The following is a 14,362-nucleotide window of genomic DNA, read 5'->3' as shown; positions in this document are numbered from 1 at the left end:
GTGTCAGTGGCGCGCGCCCTGCGGCATGGCAAGGACCCGAAAGTGGCACCAGAGTACTGGATTAGCAAAATTAACCAAGCCTGGCTGTTTGCCATTATGTGCACTGCAACACACTTCCAGATGGTCACGGCAGAAAGCGCCAGGCCTGTTAAAATGCGCGCCCATTCCGCCTGACGATTGACTCCATGTCCCGACTGAACCCCCGGCAGCAGGAAGCCGTGAACTATGTCGGCGGCCCACTTTTGGTGCTCGCCGGCGCAGGCTCCGGCAAAACCAGCGTGATTACCCGCAAGATCGCCCACCTGGTACAAAACTGCGGCATCCAGGCCCGCCACATTGTCGCCATGACCTTTACCAACAAGGCCGCGCGGGAAATGAAAGAGCGCGTCGGCACCCTGCTCAAGGGCCCCGAGGCCCGGGGCCTGACGGTGTCGACCTTCCACAACCTGGGCATGAACATCATCCGCAAGGAATACGCCCGCCTGGGCTACAAGCCGGGCTTCTCGATCTTCGATGATGGCGATATCAAGGCCCTGCTGACCGACATCATGCAGAAGGAATATGCCGGTGATGATGGTGCGGATGAGATCAAGAACTACATCGACAGCTGGAAGAATGACCTGATCCTGCCCGAGCAGGCACTGGCAGGCGCGCGCAACCCCAAGGAACAGACCGCCGCCATCGTCTACCTGCACTACCAGCGCACCCTGCGCGCGTACAACGCAGTGGACTTCAACGACCTGATCCTGCTGCCGGTGGTGCTGTTCCAGGAGCACGCCGACATCCTGGAAAAATGGCAGAACCGCATCCGCTACCTGCTGGTCGACGAATATCAGGACACCAACGCCAGCCAATACCTGCTGGTGAAGATGCTGGTGGGCATGCGCAACCAGTTCACCGTGGTTGGCGACGACGACCAGTCGATCTACGCCTGGCGCGGCGCGCGCCCGGAAAACCTGATGTTGCTCAAAGAGGACTACCCCTCGCTGAAGGTGGTGATGCTCGAGCAGAACTACCGCTCCACCAGCCGCATTCTCAAGTGCGCCAACATCCTCATCGCCAACAACCCGCATGCGTTCGAAAAGCAGCTGTGGAGCGAGATGGGCATGGGCGACGAGATCCGCGTGATCCGTTGCCGCAACGAAGACGCCGAGTGCGAACGGGTGGCGCTGGAAATTCTCACCGAGCACTTGCGCACCCAGCGCCCTTACAGCGATTACGCCATCCTCTATCGCGGCAATTACCAGGCCAAGCTGATGGAGCTGAAACTGCAGCACCATCAGATTCCCTATCGCCTGTCGGGCGGTACCAGCTTCTTCGCCCGCCAGGAGGTGAAGGACCTGATGAGTTACTTCCGCCTGCTGGTCAACCCGGACGATGACAACGCCTTCCTGCGGGTGATCAACGTACCGCGCCGCGAGATCGGCTCGACCACCCTGGAAAAGCTCGGCAACTACGCCACCAGCCGCAAGATCAGCATGTACGCTGCCGCCGGCGAGATCGGCCTCGGCGAGCAGCTGGACGCGCGCTACACCGAACGCCTGGCACGCTTTACCACGTGGATGGACCGGGTGCGCCAGGAGTGCGCGCAGAACGACCCGATTGCCGCCATTCGCAGCATGGTCATGGACATCGACTACGAGAACTGGCTGCGGCAGAACGCCTCCAACGACAAGGTCGCTGACGCGCGCATGGGCAACGTCTGGTTCCTCGTCGAAGCGCTGAAGAACACCCTGGAGCGCGACGAAGACGGCGACATGACCATCGAGGACGCCATCGGCAAACTGGTGCTGCGCGACATGCTCGAACGCCAGCAGGAGGAAGAAGACGGCGCCGAAGGCGTGCAGATGATGACCCTGCACGCCTCCAAGGGCCTGGAATACCCCTCGGTGTATATCCTCGGCGTGGAAGAAGAAATTCTCCCGCACCGCTCCAGCATTGAGGCCGACACCGTTGAAGAAGAACGCCGCCTGGCTTACGTCGGCATCACCCGGGCCAAACGCAACCTGACCATGACCTTCGCCGCCAAGCGCAAACAGTACGGCGAAATAATCGACTGTTCACCGAGCCGTTTCCTCGATGAACTGCCACCCGAGGATCTGGTCTGGGAAGGTCTGGAGGATGCAGCACCCGAGGTCAAGGCCGCCACCGGCAACTCGGCATTGGCCAATATGCGCGCCATGCTAAAAAAATAACCGCCAACAGCGCACGGGCGTAGGCAAGACGTATTTCGTCACCTCCTGCATCCGCGCTACGCTGCACCATTACATCCCGGCACAGACCGGGTATCAGAAAGAACGACGAGGGTAACCGCGTGGAAGCGCTGAAACAGAAGATTCGCGATGAAGGCACCGTGCTTTCGGAGCACGTACTCAAGGTCGATGCCTTTCTCAATCACCAGATCGACCCGGCGCTGATGCAGCAGATCGGCCACGAATTCGCCCAGCGCTTCGCCGGCCTGAACATCACCAAGATCGTCACCATTGAAGCCTCGGGCATTGCCCCGGCGGTGATGGCTGGACTGGAGCTGGGCGTGCCAGTGATTTTCGCGCGCAAGTATCAGTCGCTGACGCTCACGGACAACCTGTATATCTCCAAGGTGTTTTCCTTCACCAAGCAGACCGAAAGCACCCTGGCGATATCGTCCAAACACCTGAACGCCAAGGATCACGTGCTGCTGATCGACGATTTCCTGGCCAACGGCCATGCCGCACGCGCTCTGATCGATCTGATCGGCCAGGCCGGTGCGAGTATCGCCGGCATCGGCGTGGTGATCGAGAAGTCCTTCCAGCGCGGCCGCGCCGAACTGGATGCACAGGGCTACCGGGTCGAGTCGCTGGCGCGCATCGACTCGCTCAAGGATGGCAAAGTCAGCTTTATCGATTAAGCACTGCTAACCGCGAGAAGTTGCCCGACGCAGCTTCTCGCGGGCACAAAAAAGCCGCCTGAGTAGGCGGCTTTTTTACAGCAGATTCAGGCGTATTACAGGCCTGACATCTTCTGGATTGCGCCACGCAACTCGTCATCCGAGCAGTCGGCACAGGTGCCTTTCGGCGGCATGGCGTTGATGCCGGAAATCGCCTTGGCCAGGATGCCGTCGAGGCCGCCCTGGTGGTCAGCACGCTCTTTCCAGGCTGCAGTGTCGCCAATTTTCGGCGCCCCCAGGATACCCGGGGTATGGCAGGCACCGCAGTGCTTGGCAATGATGTCATCGGCAGTACGCGCACCACCGCCAGCACTGACGGCTACAGCGCCCACGCCCTTGCATTCTTCACCCATCACACAGACTTGGCCGACCGGCTTCAGTCGCTCGGCAATGGCATCGTCGGTCGTGGCCTGAGCAGTCACTGCCCACAGGGCCAATACGGTAGCCGGTGCTACCAGGAGCTTTTTAATCAGGTTCACGGTACACCCTCTTCGTGGCTAGTCACGCTCGCGGCCACGGTTTCGCGAGCGGACGACAGTATAACGGCAAGCCGTCCGAGCCGAAACAACCCAGATTGTCGCAGGGTTATTTAGAAATTCGCTGGCGTAGTCGCGCTGATCAGCCGCGCGGGCTGCTCGAACGGATTACGGAAACGGTGCGGTTTGCTGCTCTCGAAGTAGTAGCTGTCGCCCGGCTCGAGGATAAATACCTCCTCACCAACGGTCAGCTCCAGCTTACCTTCAACCAGCATGCCAGCCTCTTCACCTTCGTGCGCGTACATCTCGTCGCCGGTGTCGGTGCCACTCGGGTAGGTTTCATCAAGGAAGGAGATGGCCCGGCTTGGATGCGCCTTGCCCACCAGCTTCATGGTGATGGCCCCGCTGCAGATATCGGTAAGTTCTGCGGCCTTATAGACTACCTGAGCCTGGCTATCCTGCTCCACATCCAGGGAGAAGAACTCCACCAACGACATGGGGATACCCGCCAACACCTTTTTCAACGAGCTGATCGAAGGGCTTACGCTGTTCTTCTCGATCATCGAAATAGTGCTGTTGGTGACGCCCGCCCGCTTGGCGAGTTCACGCTGGGAAAGGCCTTTGAGTTTGCGAATGGATTGCAGTCGTACACCGACGTCCAATGCTGGAGTCCCCCTTGGGATAGATACGGAAAAGTCGCCGTATCATGGCATAGCGTTCGGAATTTACAACACTTGCGTTCAAACTCGTCTACAGCGTGCCTGTTAGTCCCCGAGGTAGAGCAGTGGCGCCCGCCGCAGGTTGCAGAAAAGCTGGTAAGGAATGCTGCCTGCCTGGGTAGCCACATCACTGGCCAGCACCTGTTTGCCCCAAAGTTCGACCCGGCTGCCCAGGCCCGCGTGCGGCAGATCGGTCAAATCGACGGTGAGCATGTCCATCGACACACGGCCGATCAGTCGGGTCAGCTGGCCGTCCACCGCCACCGGCGTGCCAGTTGGCGCATGGCGTGGATAACCGTCGGCATAACCCATGGCGACCACACCGACGCGGGTCGGCCGTTCGCTGACAAAGCGCGCGCCATAGCCCACCGGCTCGCCGACCGGCAGTTCGCGCACGCTGATGATCTTCGATTCTAAAGTCATCACCGGCTGCAGCCGCGCCGCTACGGGCTGCGCCTGTTCGAATGGGGTGGCGCCGTAGAGCATGATGCCGGGACGCACCCAGTCACTAGGAACGTTGGGCCAGCCCAATACAGCCGGCGAGTTGCGCAAGCTGACCTCAGCGACAATGCCCTGACGCGCCTGCTGAAATACTGCCAACTGCTCCTCGCTACGTGGGCAGTCCAGTTCATCGGCGCGGGCGAAGTGGCTCATCAGCACAATCTTCGCCACTTTGCCGCTGGCCAGCAGGCGCTGATAGGCCGCCTGGTAATCGGCCGGATGCAAACCGACGCGGTGCATGCCGCTGTCCATCTTCAGCCAGACCGTTAGCGGGCCGCGAATAGCGCTGCGCTCAATCGCTTCGAGCTGCCACAGCGAATGCACCACACACCACAGCTCGTGCTGCTCGATCAGCGGCAGTTCATCGGCCTCGAAAAAACCTTCCAGCAACAGGATCGGTCCACGAATACCGGCCTCGCGTAGCTGCAGCGCCTCCTCGATACAGGCCACGGCAAACCCATCGGCATGTTCCTGTAACGCCTGGGCGCAGCGCGCCGCGCCATGACCGTAGGCATCCGCCTTGATTACCGCCAGGGCGCGCGCGCCGCTGACTTCACGGGCCAGTTGGTAGTTGTGACGCAGGGCGTTGAGGTCGATCAGGGCGCGGGCAGGACGCATGACTTTCTCGGCTATCAGCAGTTTTCAGATTAAAAAAAGCCCGGTGTGATGGCCGGGCAAACACTTATCGCAAACGGGACGAGGCGCGTTACAACGCAGCCACAATCATCATTTCCACCAGCACCTCGGGCTTGTACATCTTCGCCTCGACGCATGCCCGCGCAGGTGCTGCGCCGGGTGCGACCCAGGCATCCCAGACCTGATTGAGACCGGCGTAATCGCGGTCCATGTCCTTCAGGTAGATGGTCACGGAGAGAATCTTCGACTTGTCGCTGCCGGCCTCGGCCAGCATGCGGTCGGTGTTGGCCAGGGTTTCACGGGTTTGCTGCACGATGTCGCCGCTGTAGTCGTCCGCCAGTTGCCCGGCCAGGTAGACCGTGCCGTTATGGATGACGATTTCGCTGTAACGACTTTCAGTGTGCAGGCGCTGTACTGACATGCTTATGAGTCTCCTGGGAACGGCTGTAACGGGAAATATCCAGACCTTCGGCGCTGATCTGCGGGCGCTTTTTCGCCATCAGATCGGCTAGCAGGCGACCAGAGCCGCAGGCCATGGTCCAGCCCAGTGTGCCGTGACCGGTGTTGAGGAACAAATTACGCAAGCCGGTGGCGCCGACAATCGGCGTGCCGTCCGGGGTGGCCGGACGCAGGCCGGTCCAGAATTCGGCCTGGCTCAAATCGCCGCCTTGCGGGTAGAGATCGGCGGTGATCATTTCCAGGGTGGCGCGACGACGCGGGTTGAGACTCAGGTCGAAGCCGGCGATTTCCGCCATGCCGCCAACGCGGATGCGGTTGTCGAAACGGGTGATCGCCACCTTGTAAGTTTCATCAAGGATGGTCGAGGCCGGCGCCATCGCTGCATCGGTGATTGGCACGGTCAGCGAGTAGCCCTTGAGCGGGTACACCGGCGCCTTGATGCCCAGCGGCTTGAGCAGTTGCGGGCTGAAGCTGCCGAGGGCGAGCACGTAGCGGTCGGCGGTTTCCAGCTTGCCGTCGATCCACACGCCATTGACCCGATCACCCACGGCGTCGATGCGCTGAATGTCCTGGCCGAAGCGGAATTCCACACCCAGCGCCTTGGCCATCTCGGCCAGTTTGGTGGTGAACAACTGGCAATCGCCCGTCTGGTCATTCGGCAAGCGCAGCGCGCCTGCCAGTTTGTCGGTGACGGCGGCCAGGGCCGGCTCAACGCGAGCGATGCCAGCGCGGTCGAGCAACTCATAGGGCACGCCGGACTGCTTGAGTACGGCGATGTCCTTGGCGGCGTTATCCAGTTGCGCCTGGGTGCGGAACAGCTGGGTGGTGCCCAGGCTGCGGCCTTCATAGGCAATGCCGGTTTCCAAACGCAGTTCGTCGAGGCAGTCGCGGCTGTACTCGGACAGGCGCACCATGCGCTCCTTGTTCACCGCGTAACGGCTGGCGGTGCAGTTGCGCAGCATCTGTGCCATCCACAGGTATTGGTCGATATCGGCGGTGGCCTTGATCGCCAGCGGCGCGTGCTTTTGCAGCAGCCACTTGATGGCTTTCAGCGGCACACCAGGCGCGGCCCACGGCGAGGCGTAGCCAGGGGAAACCTGACCGGCGTTGGCGAAGCTGGTTTCCATGGCCGGGGCGTTTTGCCGGTCGACCACCACCACTTCAAAACCCTGACGCGCCAGGTAATACGCACTGGCTGTACCAATCACACCGCTACCGAGAACCAGAACCCGCATGCCGCTCTCCTCGCCGCGACCCAGCGCGACGGATAATTCTTGAGATCACAATTGAGCGCAGTATAGGAAGAGAACAGCAGTGCTTTTCACTATATAAATAGCTATATTTGGCGACAATTCTTGGCAATATCGCCTTCTGTAGAGGGGTATCCACCATGCGCACCCAGCATCAAAGCCGCCGCGAACTGGACAAAATCGATCGCAACATCCTGCGCATCCTGCAGGACGATGGGCGCATCAGCTTTACCGAGCTGGGCGAGCGCGTCGGTCTGTCGACCACGCCCTGCACCGAGCGCGTACGCCGCCTGGAGCGCGAAGGGATCATCATGGGCTACCACGCCCGCCTCAACCCGCAGCAGCTCAAGGCCAGCCTGCTGGTGTTCGTCGAGATCAGCCTGGACTACAAGTCCGGCGATACCTTTGAGGAGTTCCGCCGCGCGGTGCTCAAGCTGCCGCACGTGCTCGAATGCCACCTGGTATCAGGCGACTTCGACTACCTGGTGAAAGCGCGGATTAACGAGATGGCCAGCTACCGCAAGCTGCTCGGCGACATCCTGCTCAAGCTGCCGCACGTGCGCGAGTCGAAGAGCTATATCGTCATGGAAGAAGTGAAAGAGAGCTTAAGCCTGCCGATAGCCGAGTAGCTCACACCAGCACTTGGCGGGTCGTCGCAATCAGGTTGTGCACCTGTTTCTCTACCGCCGGCTCAATCATCTGCTCCGGCCCCTGGCCACGCGGGCACGGCAGGCTCGGCGTGGTGCCGAACAGGCGGCAGATCAGCGGACGTTGGTCATACACCGTGCACCCTTGCGGACCAAGATGCACACAGTTGTACTCGGCCAGCGCGGCATCATGCTCGGCATCGCTTTTTACCGGCAGCCGCGACATCTCCTCGGATGAAGCCGTGACCGGCCCACAGCAATCGTGACAGCCGGGCACGCAGGCGAAACTGGGGATCTGCAAACGCAGCTGGTCGATCTTGCGGCTGGTGCAACTCATGGGCGTGATCCTGAAACACAGACCAGCATAGTAACCGCGTGCTGGCCTGAATCGCCGCAGATGCCCGTCCAACCGACGAAAATCCACTTATTTCGTGATTGCCTCTTGGCGTTTGGCAAATCCCACGCTTATGCTTCGTAAAATTTTCCAAACATAATAATCAGGATTCCACACATGAACGCCCGCGTTCACCAGCCTGCTCATAACAGCCAGCACGCCAACTCCTATTACGCCGCCAGCGCCAATCGCCAACTCGACTACCCCGCCCTGGGCGGTGAGTTGCGTGCGGATGTGTGCATCGTCGGCGGCGGTTTCTCCGGCCTCAACACGGCCATTGAACTGGCGCAGAAAGGCCTCTCGGTGGTCCTGCTGGAGGCGCATAAGATCGGCTGGGGGGCTAGCGGGCGTAACGGCGGACAGCTGATACGCGGCGTCGGCCATGGCGTTGAGCAGTTTGAATCGGTGATTGGCGCGCAGGGCGTGCGCGAGCTGAAACTGATGGGCCTGGAAGCGGTGGAAATCGTCCGCCAGCGCATCGAGCAGTTCAACATCGACTGCGACCTGACCTGGGGCTACTGCGACCTGGCCAACAAACCCAGCCACCTCGCCGACTTCGCCGAGGACATGGCCGAACTCAAACAACTGGGTTACCGCCATGAAATGCGCCTGCTACAACCGGAGCAGATGCATGAAGTAGTCGGCTCCAACCGCTACGTCGGCGGCATGATCGACATGGGCTCCGGCCACCTGCACCCGCTTAATCTGGCCCTTGGCGAAGCCGCTGCGGCGCAGAGCCTGGGTGTGCAGTTGTTCGAGAACTCGGCGGTGACGCGTATCGATTACGGCAGTGAGGTCAAGGTGCACACCGCTCAGGGCGTGGTGCGCGCAGCCACTCTGGTGCTCGGCTGCAACGCCTACTTGAATGGCCTGAACAACAACCTGGGCGGCAAGGTGCTGCCCGCCGGTAGCTATGTGATCGCCACCGAGCCACTGTCCGAAGCCGAAGCAAAAGCCATCATTCCGCAGAATATGGCCCTGTGCGATCAGCGAGTGGCACTGGATTACTACCGCCTATCTGCCGATCGTCGTTTGCTGTTCGGTGGTGCCTGCCACTATTCTGGTCGCGATCCGGCAGACATCGCCGGTTATATGCGGCCGAAAATGTTGGAAGTCTTCCCGCACCTGAGCGATGTAAAGATCGACTACCAATGGGGTGGCATGATCGGCATCGGCGCCAACCGCCTGCCGCAGATCGGCCGCCTCAAAGAACAGCCCAACGTGTATTACGCCCAAGCCTATTCGGGCCACGGGGTGAATGCCACGCATCTGGCCGGCAAGCTGCTCGGCGAGGCCATCGCCGGCCAGGCCAGCAGCGGTTTCGACCTGTTCGCCAAGGTGCCGCACATGACCTTCCCTGGTGGCAAACACCTGCGCTCGCCCCTGCTTGCGCTGGGCATGCTCTGGCATCGGATGAAAGAGCTGGTCTGATCACCCCACGCAGCAGGTCGCCAAGGCCTGCTGCGCACTCTCCTCACAACTTCCAGAACGGCAGAAACGCCTCGCGCCGGGCCTGCTCGCGGCCAAGGCCAACATCCTTGAGCTGTTCGTCGGTCAACCTCAGCAGTGCCCGGCGAGTCGTCAGGCGCAACCAGAATGCGTTCCAGCGGCGCACAGTTGGCTTAGCCGCACCCGCCTGAGCATACAGATGCCCGCCTGCGGCCTCCTGCTGCAACTCGCCTGATTTCATTGTCAGCCTGACATCACTCAATCCGTTCATCGCCTGCTCCTGCCCGTAAGCCTTATGGGAGATCATGATGCGGGACGCGGAAAAAGCATGACAGATGCAAAAATGTACTTTTAAATCCATACAGATTTCAGAGAACAGGCTCTGAATGGTGGATTTATCGCCTATCTGTATTGGCTTGCGCACTACACAGAGCAATTGCGAGGCAACTGTTATGACGCTCTATATCAATCTGGCCGAGCTGCTCGGCACCCGTATCGAACAGGGTCTGTATCGCCCCGGTGACCGCCTGCCCTCTGTGCGCGCGCTGAGCCTGGAACATGGCGTCAGCTTGAGTACGGTGCAGCAGGCCTACCGCCATCTGGAAGATCAGGGCCTGGCAACGCCCAAGCCCAAGTCCGGCTACTTTGTGCCCCAGGCACGCCACCAGCCGGCGCTGCCCATGGTCAGCCGCATGGCCCAGCGCCCCGTGGACGTCTCGCAATGGGACCAGGTGCTGGAGCTGATCAGCCGACCGCCGGGCCAAGAAGGCCTGTTGCAACTTGGTCGCGGCCGACCAGATATCGACAGCCCGACGCTGAAACCGCTACTGCGCTCACTGTCGCGTCTGAGCCGCCGCCAGGATGCCAGCAGCCTGACCTACGGCTGCATTTACGGCCACCTGGGCATGCGGGAACAAATCTCGCGGCTGATGCTCGACTCCGGTTGCAGCCTGTCGCCCCAGGAAATCATCGTCACCACCGGCTGCCACGAGGCGCTGTCGGCGGCGATTCGTGCAGTGTGCGAGCCAGGCGATATCGTTGCGGTGGATTCACCGAGCTTTCACGGCGTGATGCAGGCGCTCAAGGGCTTCGGCATGAAAGCCCTGGAGCTGCCCACCGACCCGATCACCGGAATTAGCCTGGAAGCCCTTGAGCTGGCCCTGGAGCAATGGCCGATCAAGGCCATTCAGCTGACCCCGACCTGCAACAACCCGCAGGGCTACATCATGCCCGACGCCAACAAGCGCGCCCTGCTGGCCCTGGCGCAGCGCTATGACGTGGCGATCATCGAGGATGACGTATACGGCGATCTGGCCTACAGCTACCCACGCCCACGCACGATCAAATCCTACGACGAGGATGGCCGCGTGCTGCTCTGCAGCTCCTTCTCCAAGACCCTGGCGCCCGGGCTGCGTATCGGCTGGATTGCCCCGGGACGCTACCTGGACCGCGTACTGCACATGAAGTACATGGGCACCGGCAGTACTGCCCAGCTGCCGCAGCTGGCCATCACCGAATACCTGGAAGCTGGCCATTACGAGCCGCATCTGCGGCGCATGCGCGCGCAGTATCAGCGTGGACGCGACCTGATGATCGACTGGATCAGCCGCTACTTCCCTGCGGGCACGCGGGTCAGCCGACCGCAGGGCAGTTTTATGCTGTGGCTTGAACTGCCGGTAGGCTTCGACAGCCAGCGCCTGAACCGCGAACTGCTGCAACATGCCATCCAGATCGCCCCCGGCAGCATCTTTTCCGCCGCCGGCAAATACCGCAATTGCCTGCGCATCAACTACGCCGGCAAACCCACGCCGGAGCTTGAACAGGCGATTCGCCAGGTCGGTGAGTGCGTGGCCGCATTGCTGGCCGAGCAGCAACTCCTGTACAACAGCGAAGAAGTAGCGGTCATGCCTTGACGACCGCTACCTCACTGAATGCACCGCGCTGAAACGCCAGCCAGACAAACACCGCCGCGCCAATCGCCATCAGTATTGGCAGCGCGTGACCGCTGACCCACTGACTGGCGGCACCGGTCGACAGTGGCCCGAGCAGACAACCTGCACCCCAGAGCAAGGCGATATGCGAGTTGGCGCGCACCAGCGCATCGTCGCGATAACGCTGGCCGACCAGAATCAGCGACAGGGTATACAGGCCGCCCGCGCTGGCGCCGAACAACACCAGTACCACCCAGATCAGCGGCGTATGCAGCAATGACGGAATGCTCAGGCTCGACAGCAGCAATACCACTCCACAGCAGCGGAACAGCGTTTGCCGTGGTACGCGGTCGGCCATCCAGCCAATTGGCAGCTGCAACGCGGCATCGCCGACCACTACCGCACTGACCATGATCAACGCCAACTGCTGGGCAAAACCTTCGCGCACCAGATACACCGGCAGCAGGGTCAGTACCATGGCCTCGAACGCGGCAAACAGCACCACTGCCCAGGCAATCGCCGGCGATGTGCGGCAGAACGCGAGGATGCCGCGCCCGGACGCGCTCTGCGCATTGACCTTGGGCGCGCCATCGCGGCCCAACAGCAGCAGGCTACCGCCCACCAGCAGCGCAGCGGAGAACCAGAAGCCGTGGTCACTTTCCGTACCCAACAAGGTCAGCAGCAACGGCCCGCACAGCTGACTGAGCGCAAAGCCGGTGCCATACAGCGCCACCAGACGACCGCGCAGACGGTCCTCGACCAGCTGATTGATCCAGCTTTCACCGAGTACAAACACCACGGTCAGGGAAATCCCGATCAGCAGGCGCAGCACCAACCACAGCGGATAGCTCGGCATCACGCTGAGCAACGCGACTGACGCCGCACTGGCCAACAGGCACAGGCGCAGGGTCTGCGGCGTACCGAACCAGCCGGCTAGGTGCCCGGTCAGGCGCGCGCCGAGCAGCACGCCAATGGCCGGCATACCGGCCATCACACCAATAGCAAAGGGACCATAGCCCCATGACTCAAGACGAAACGACACCAGCGGCAGCGTTACACCCAGCGCCAGCCCCACGATCACCACCGCCGCACTGACGGCGAAATAGGTCATCCAGTTCATTCTTCTCACTCCATTCCCTGGCCCGCGCGGCACCCGCTGCACAGATGCAAAACGGCCGGGCTCCATAGGAACCCGGCCGCAGGTGTGGCCCTCTTCGAGCCGGCCCCGGAGGGCGGACCTTGAGGCAGCAGCAGCCGCCCGTTATGCAGCGTTACAGCTTGATCCAGGTAGCCTTGATCTCGGTGTACTTGTCGAAGGCATGCAGCGACTTGTCGCGGCCATTGCCCGACTGCTTGAAGCCACCAAATGGCGCCGTCATATCGCCGCCGTCGTATTGGTTGACCCACATGCTACCGACGCGCAGGGCTTTGGCAGCCAGGTGCGCCTTGGACAAGTTACTGGTCCAGATGGCAGCCGCCAGACCGTAGATGCTGTCGTTGGCGATCTGAATGGCTTCCTCGGTGCTGTCGAACGGAATGACGGTTAACACTGGGCCGAAGATTTCTTCCTGAGCGATGCGCATGGCGTTGTGCGCGTCATCGAAGATGGTCGGCTCAACATACTGGCCGCCCGTCTCTTCCAGGGTGCGCTTGCCGCCGCAAAGCAGCTTGGCCTGATCCTTGTGGCCGGCGTCGATGTAGCCGAGCACGGCATTCAGGTGACCGGCATCGACCAGTGCACCGACCTTGGTATCCGGGTCAAGGGAGTGGCCGGCTTTCCAGTCCTGCATGGCTTCCAGCACCATTGGCATGAATTGATCTTTGATCGAGCGCTCCACCAGCAGACGCGAACCCGCGGTGCACATCTCGCCCTGGTTGAAGCAGATCGCGGCAGCAGCAGCCTCGGCCGCGGCCTTGAGGTCTGGCGCATCGGCGAAGACGATATTCGCGCTCTTACCGCCCGCTTCCAGCCAGACGCGTTTCATGTTGGATTCGCCGGCGTAGATCATCAGCTGCTTGGCAATCTTGGTCGATCCGGTGAACACCAGGGTGTCGACATCCATGTGCAGCGCCAGCGCCTTACCAACGGTGTGACCGTAGCCTGGCAGCACGTTGAGCACGCCAGCCGGAATGCCCGCTTCAAGTGCCAGCTGCGCCAGACGTAACGCAGTCAGCGGCGACTTCTCGGACGGTTTGACGATCACCGAGTTACCCGTAGACAACGCCGGCCCGAGCTTCCAGCAGGTCATGATCATCGGGAAGTTCCACGGCACGATGGCGGCAACCACGCCAACCGGCTCACGGGTCACCAGGCCCAGCTCATCGTGCGGGGTGGCAGCCACTTCGTCATAGATCTTGTCGACCGCTTCGCCGCTCCAGCGAATCGCACGGGAGGCACCCGGCACATCAACGCCCAGGGAGTCGCTGATCGGCTTACCCATATCCAGGGTTTCCAGAAGCGCCAGCTCTTCAGCATGCTCATCCATCAGGTCGGCAAAACGGATCATCACGCGCTTGCGCTGCGCTGGGGCCATACGCGACCACACGCCGGACTCGAAGGTGGCACGGGCATCCGCCACAGCCAGCTCGGCATCGGCCAGATCACAGCTGGCCACCAGGCCGAGCAGGCGACCGTCAACCGGGCTGATGCACTCAAAGGTGGCCCCAGAAACAGCGGCGCGGTACTCGCCATGAACAAAGGCACGGCCTTCGATCTTCAGGTTATTGGCGCGCTGCTCCCAGTCGGCACGAGTCAGGCTAGTCATTGCTACATCCTCTATCGCTAGTAAAGCGCCGCAGATGGCCGCACGCGCTGTCAATTATTCTGTATGGATCTCACAACCCAATCCTGCCGGCAACACTAAACCAGAGGCCTGCACACTTCCAATATTTTTTACAAAAACTGGCAAAGCCGCCTTGTTATGTGTGCTTTATTAAACATAGACTGCCGAAATCGCTACTCCACCGACAACAA

14 protein-coding genes are annotated in these 14,362 nt (G+C 61.2%); 5 read left to right on the top strand and 9 right to left on the bottom strand.

The features are described from left to right. Positions 1-185 precede the first annotated feature (185 nt). On the top strand, positions 186-2,195 hold the full coding sequence (gene rep, locus ACIGEK_RS04675) for a DNA helicase Rep (protein WP_397492170.1): 2,010 nt from the start codon (positions 186-188) through the stop codon (positions 2,193-2,195). A gap of 119 nt (positions 2,196-2,314) precedes the next feature. Then, entirely contained in the window at positions 2,315-2,887 is a 573-nt protein-coding gene (locus ACIGEK_RS04670) for a xanthine phosphoribosyltransferase (RefSeq protein WP_397492169.1), read from the top strand. Between the two features lie 95 nt (positions 2,888-2,982). On the opposite strand, the gene ACIGEK_RS04665 is transcribed toward ACIGEK_RS04670, so the two are convergent. The 5 genes from ACIGEK_RS04665 to dadA form a co-directional block, all read right to left on the bottom strand. After that, positions 2,983-3,405, bottom strand: a complete 423-nt coding sequence (locus ACIGEK_RS04665; protein ID WP_397492168.1) for a c-type cytochrome — start codon at positions 3,403-3,405, stop codon at positions 2,983-2,985. A 110-nt stretch (positions 3,406-3,515) separates the two neighbouring features. Next, entirely contained in the window at positions 3,516-4,064 is a 549-nt protein-coding gene (locus ACIGEK_RS04660; RefSeq protein WP_397492167.1) for a cupin domain-containing protein, read from the bottom strand. Positions 4,065-4,166: 102 nt separating this feature from the next. Then, positions 4,167-5,240 carry an alanine racemase gene (alr, locus tag ACIGEK_RS04655; protein ID WP_397492166.1) on the bottom strand — a complete coding sequence of 358 codons (1,074 nt, stop codon included), beginning with the start codon at positions 5,238-5,240 and terminating at the stop codon, positions 4,167-4,169. Positions 5,241-5,328: 88 nt separating this feature from the next. Then, positions 5,329-5,679, bottom strand: coding sequence for a RidA family protein (locus ACIGEK_RS04650; protein ID WP_090250506.1), 351 nt, complete (start codon positions 5,677-5,679; stop codon positions 5,329-5,331). Further along, positions 5,654-6,952: a D-amino acid dehydrogenase gene (gene dadA, locus ACIGEK_RS04645; protein ID WP_397492165.1), complete on the bottom strand. Its 1,299-nt coding sequence runs from the start codon at positions 6,950-6,952 to the stop codon at positions 5,654-5,656. Before dadA ends, ACIGEK_RS04650 begins: the two co-directional genes overlap by 26 nt. Before the next feature lie 155 nt (positions 6,953-7,107). On the opposite strand from dadA, the gene ACIGEK_RS04640 reads away from it, so the two are divergent. Continuing rightward, positions 7,108-7,596: an Lrp/AsnC ligand binding domain-containing protein gene (locus ACIGEK_RS04640; protein WP_136663590.1), complete on the top strand. Its 489-nt coding sequence runs from the start codon at positions 7,108-7,110 to the stop codon at positions 7,594-7,596. Between the two features lies 1 nt (position 7,597). Here ACIGEK_RS04640 and ACIGEK_RS04635 read toward each other — a convergent pair whose 3' ends face one another. Next, positions 7,598-7,951: a YkgJ family cysteine cluster protein gene (locus tag ACIGEK_RS04635; protein ID WP_397492164.1), complete on the bottom strand. Its 354-nt coding sequence runs from the start codon at positions 7,949-7,951 to the stop codon at positions 7,598-7,600. A gap of 174 nt (positions 7,952-8,125) precedes the next feature. On the opposite strand from ACIGEK_RS04635, the gene ACIGEK_RS04630 reads away from it, so the two are divergent. Further along, entirely contained in the window at positions 8,126-9,439 is a 1,314-nt protein-coding gene (locus ACIGEK_RS04630; protein ID WP_397492163.1) for an NAD(P)/FAD-dependent oxidoreductase, read from the top strand. 43 nt (positions 9,440-9,482) lie between these two features. On the opposite strand, the gene ACIGEK_RS04625 is transcribed toward ACIGEK_RS04630, so the two are convergent. Then, positions 9,483-9,728 carry a DUF1127 domain-containing protein gene (locus tag ACIGEK_RS04625; RefSeq protein WP_397493081.1) on the bottom strand — a complete coding sequence of 82 codons (246 nt, stop codon included), beginning with the start codon at positions 9,726-9,728 and terminating at the stop codon, positions 9,483-9,485. A gap of 181 nt (positions 9,729-9,909) precedes the next feature. Between ACIGEK_RS04625 and ACIGEK_RS04620 the strand changes: the two genes are divergently transcribed. Next, entirely contained in the window at positions 9,910-11,370 is a 1,461-nt protein-coding gene (locus ACIGEK_RS04620; protein ID WP_397492162.1) for a PLP-dependent aminotransferase family protein, read from the top strand. Here the strand turns inward: ACIGEK_RS04620 and ACIGEK_RS04615 are convergent. Together ACIGEK_RS04615 and ACIGEK_RS04610 are read right to left on the bottom strand one after the other, a co-directional pair. Beyond that, on the bottom strand, positions 11,360-12,508 hold the full coding sequence (locus tag ACIGEK_RS04615; protein WP_397492161.1) for an MFS transporter: 1,149 nt from the start codon (positions 12,506-12,508) through the stop codon (positions 11,360-11,362). The two genes, ACIGEK_RS04620 and ACIGEK_RS04615, sit on opposite strands and share 11 nt — an antisense overlap. A 151-nt stretch (positions 12,509-12,659) precedes the next feature. Next, positions 12,660-14,153 (bottom strand): aldehyde dehydrogenase, encoded by a 1,494-nt coding sequence (locus ACIGEK_RS04610; RefSeq protein ID WP_160013734.1) that lies wholly within the window; start codon positions 14,151-14,153, stop codon positions 12,660-12,662. Positions 14,154-14,362: the final 209 nt, after the last annotated feature.

It is taken from the genome of Pseudomonas sp. NPDC079086, from assembly GCF_044542155.1.
GTDB lineage: Bacteria > Pseudomonadota > Gammaproteobacteria > Pseudomonadales > Pseudomonadaceae > Aquipseudomonas.
This window is presented reverse-complemented; position numbering and strand designations above follow the sequence as displayed.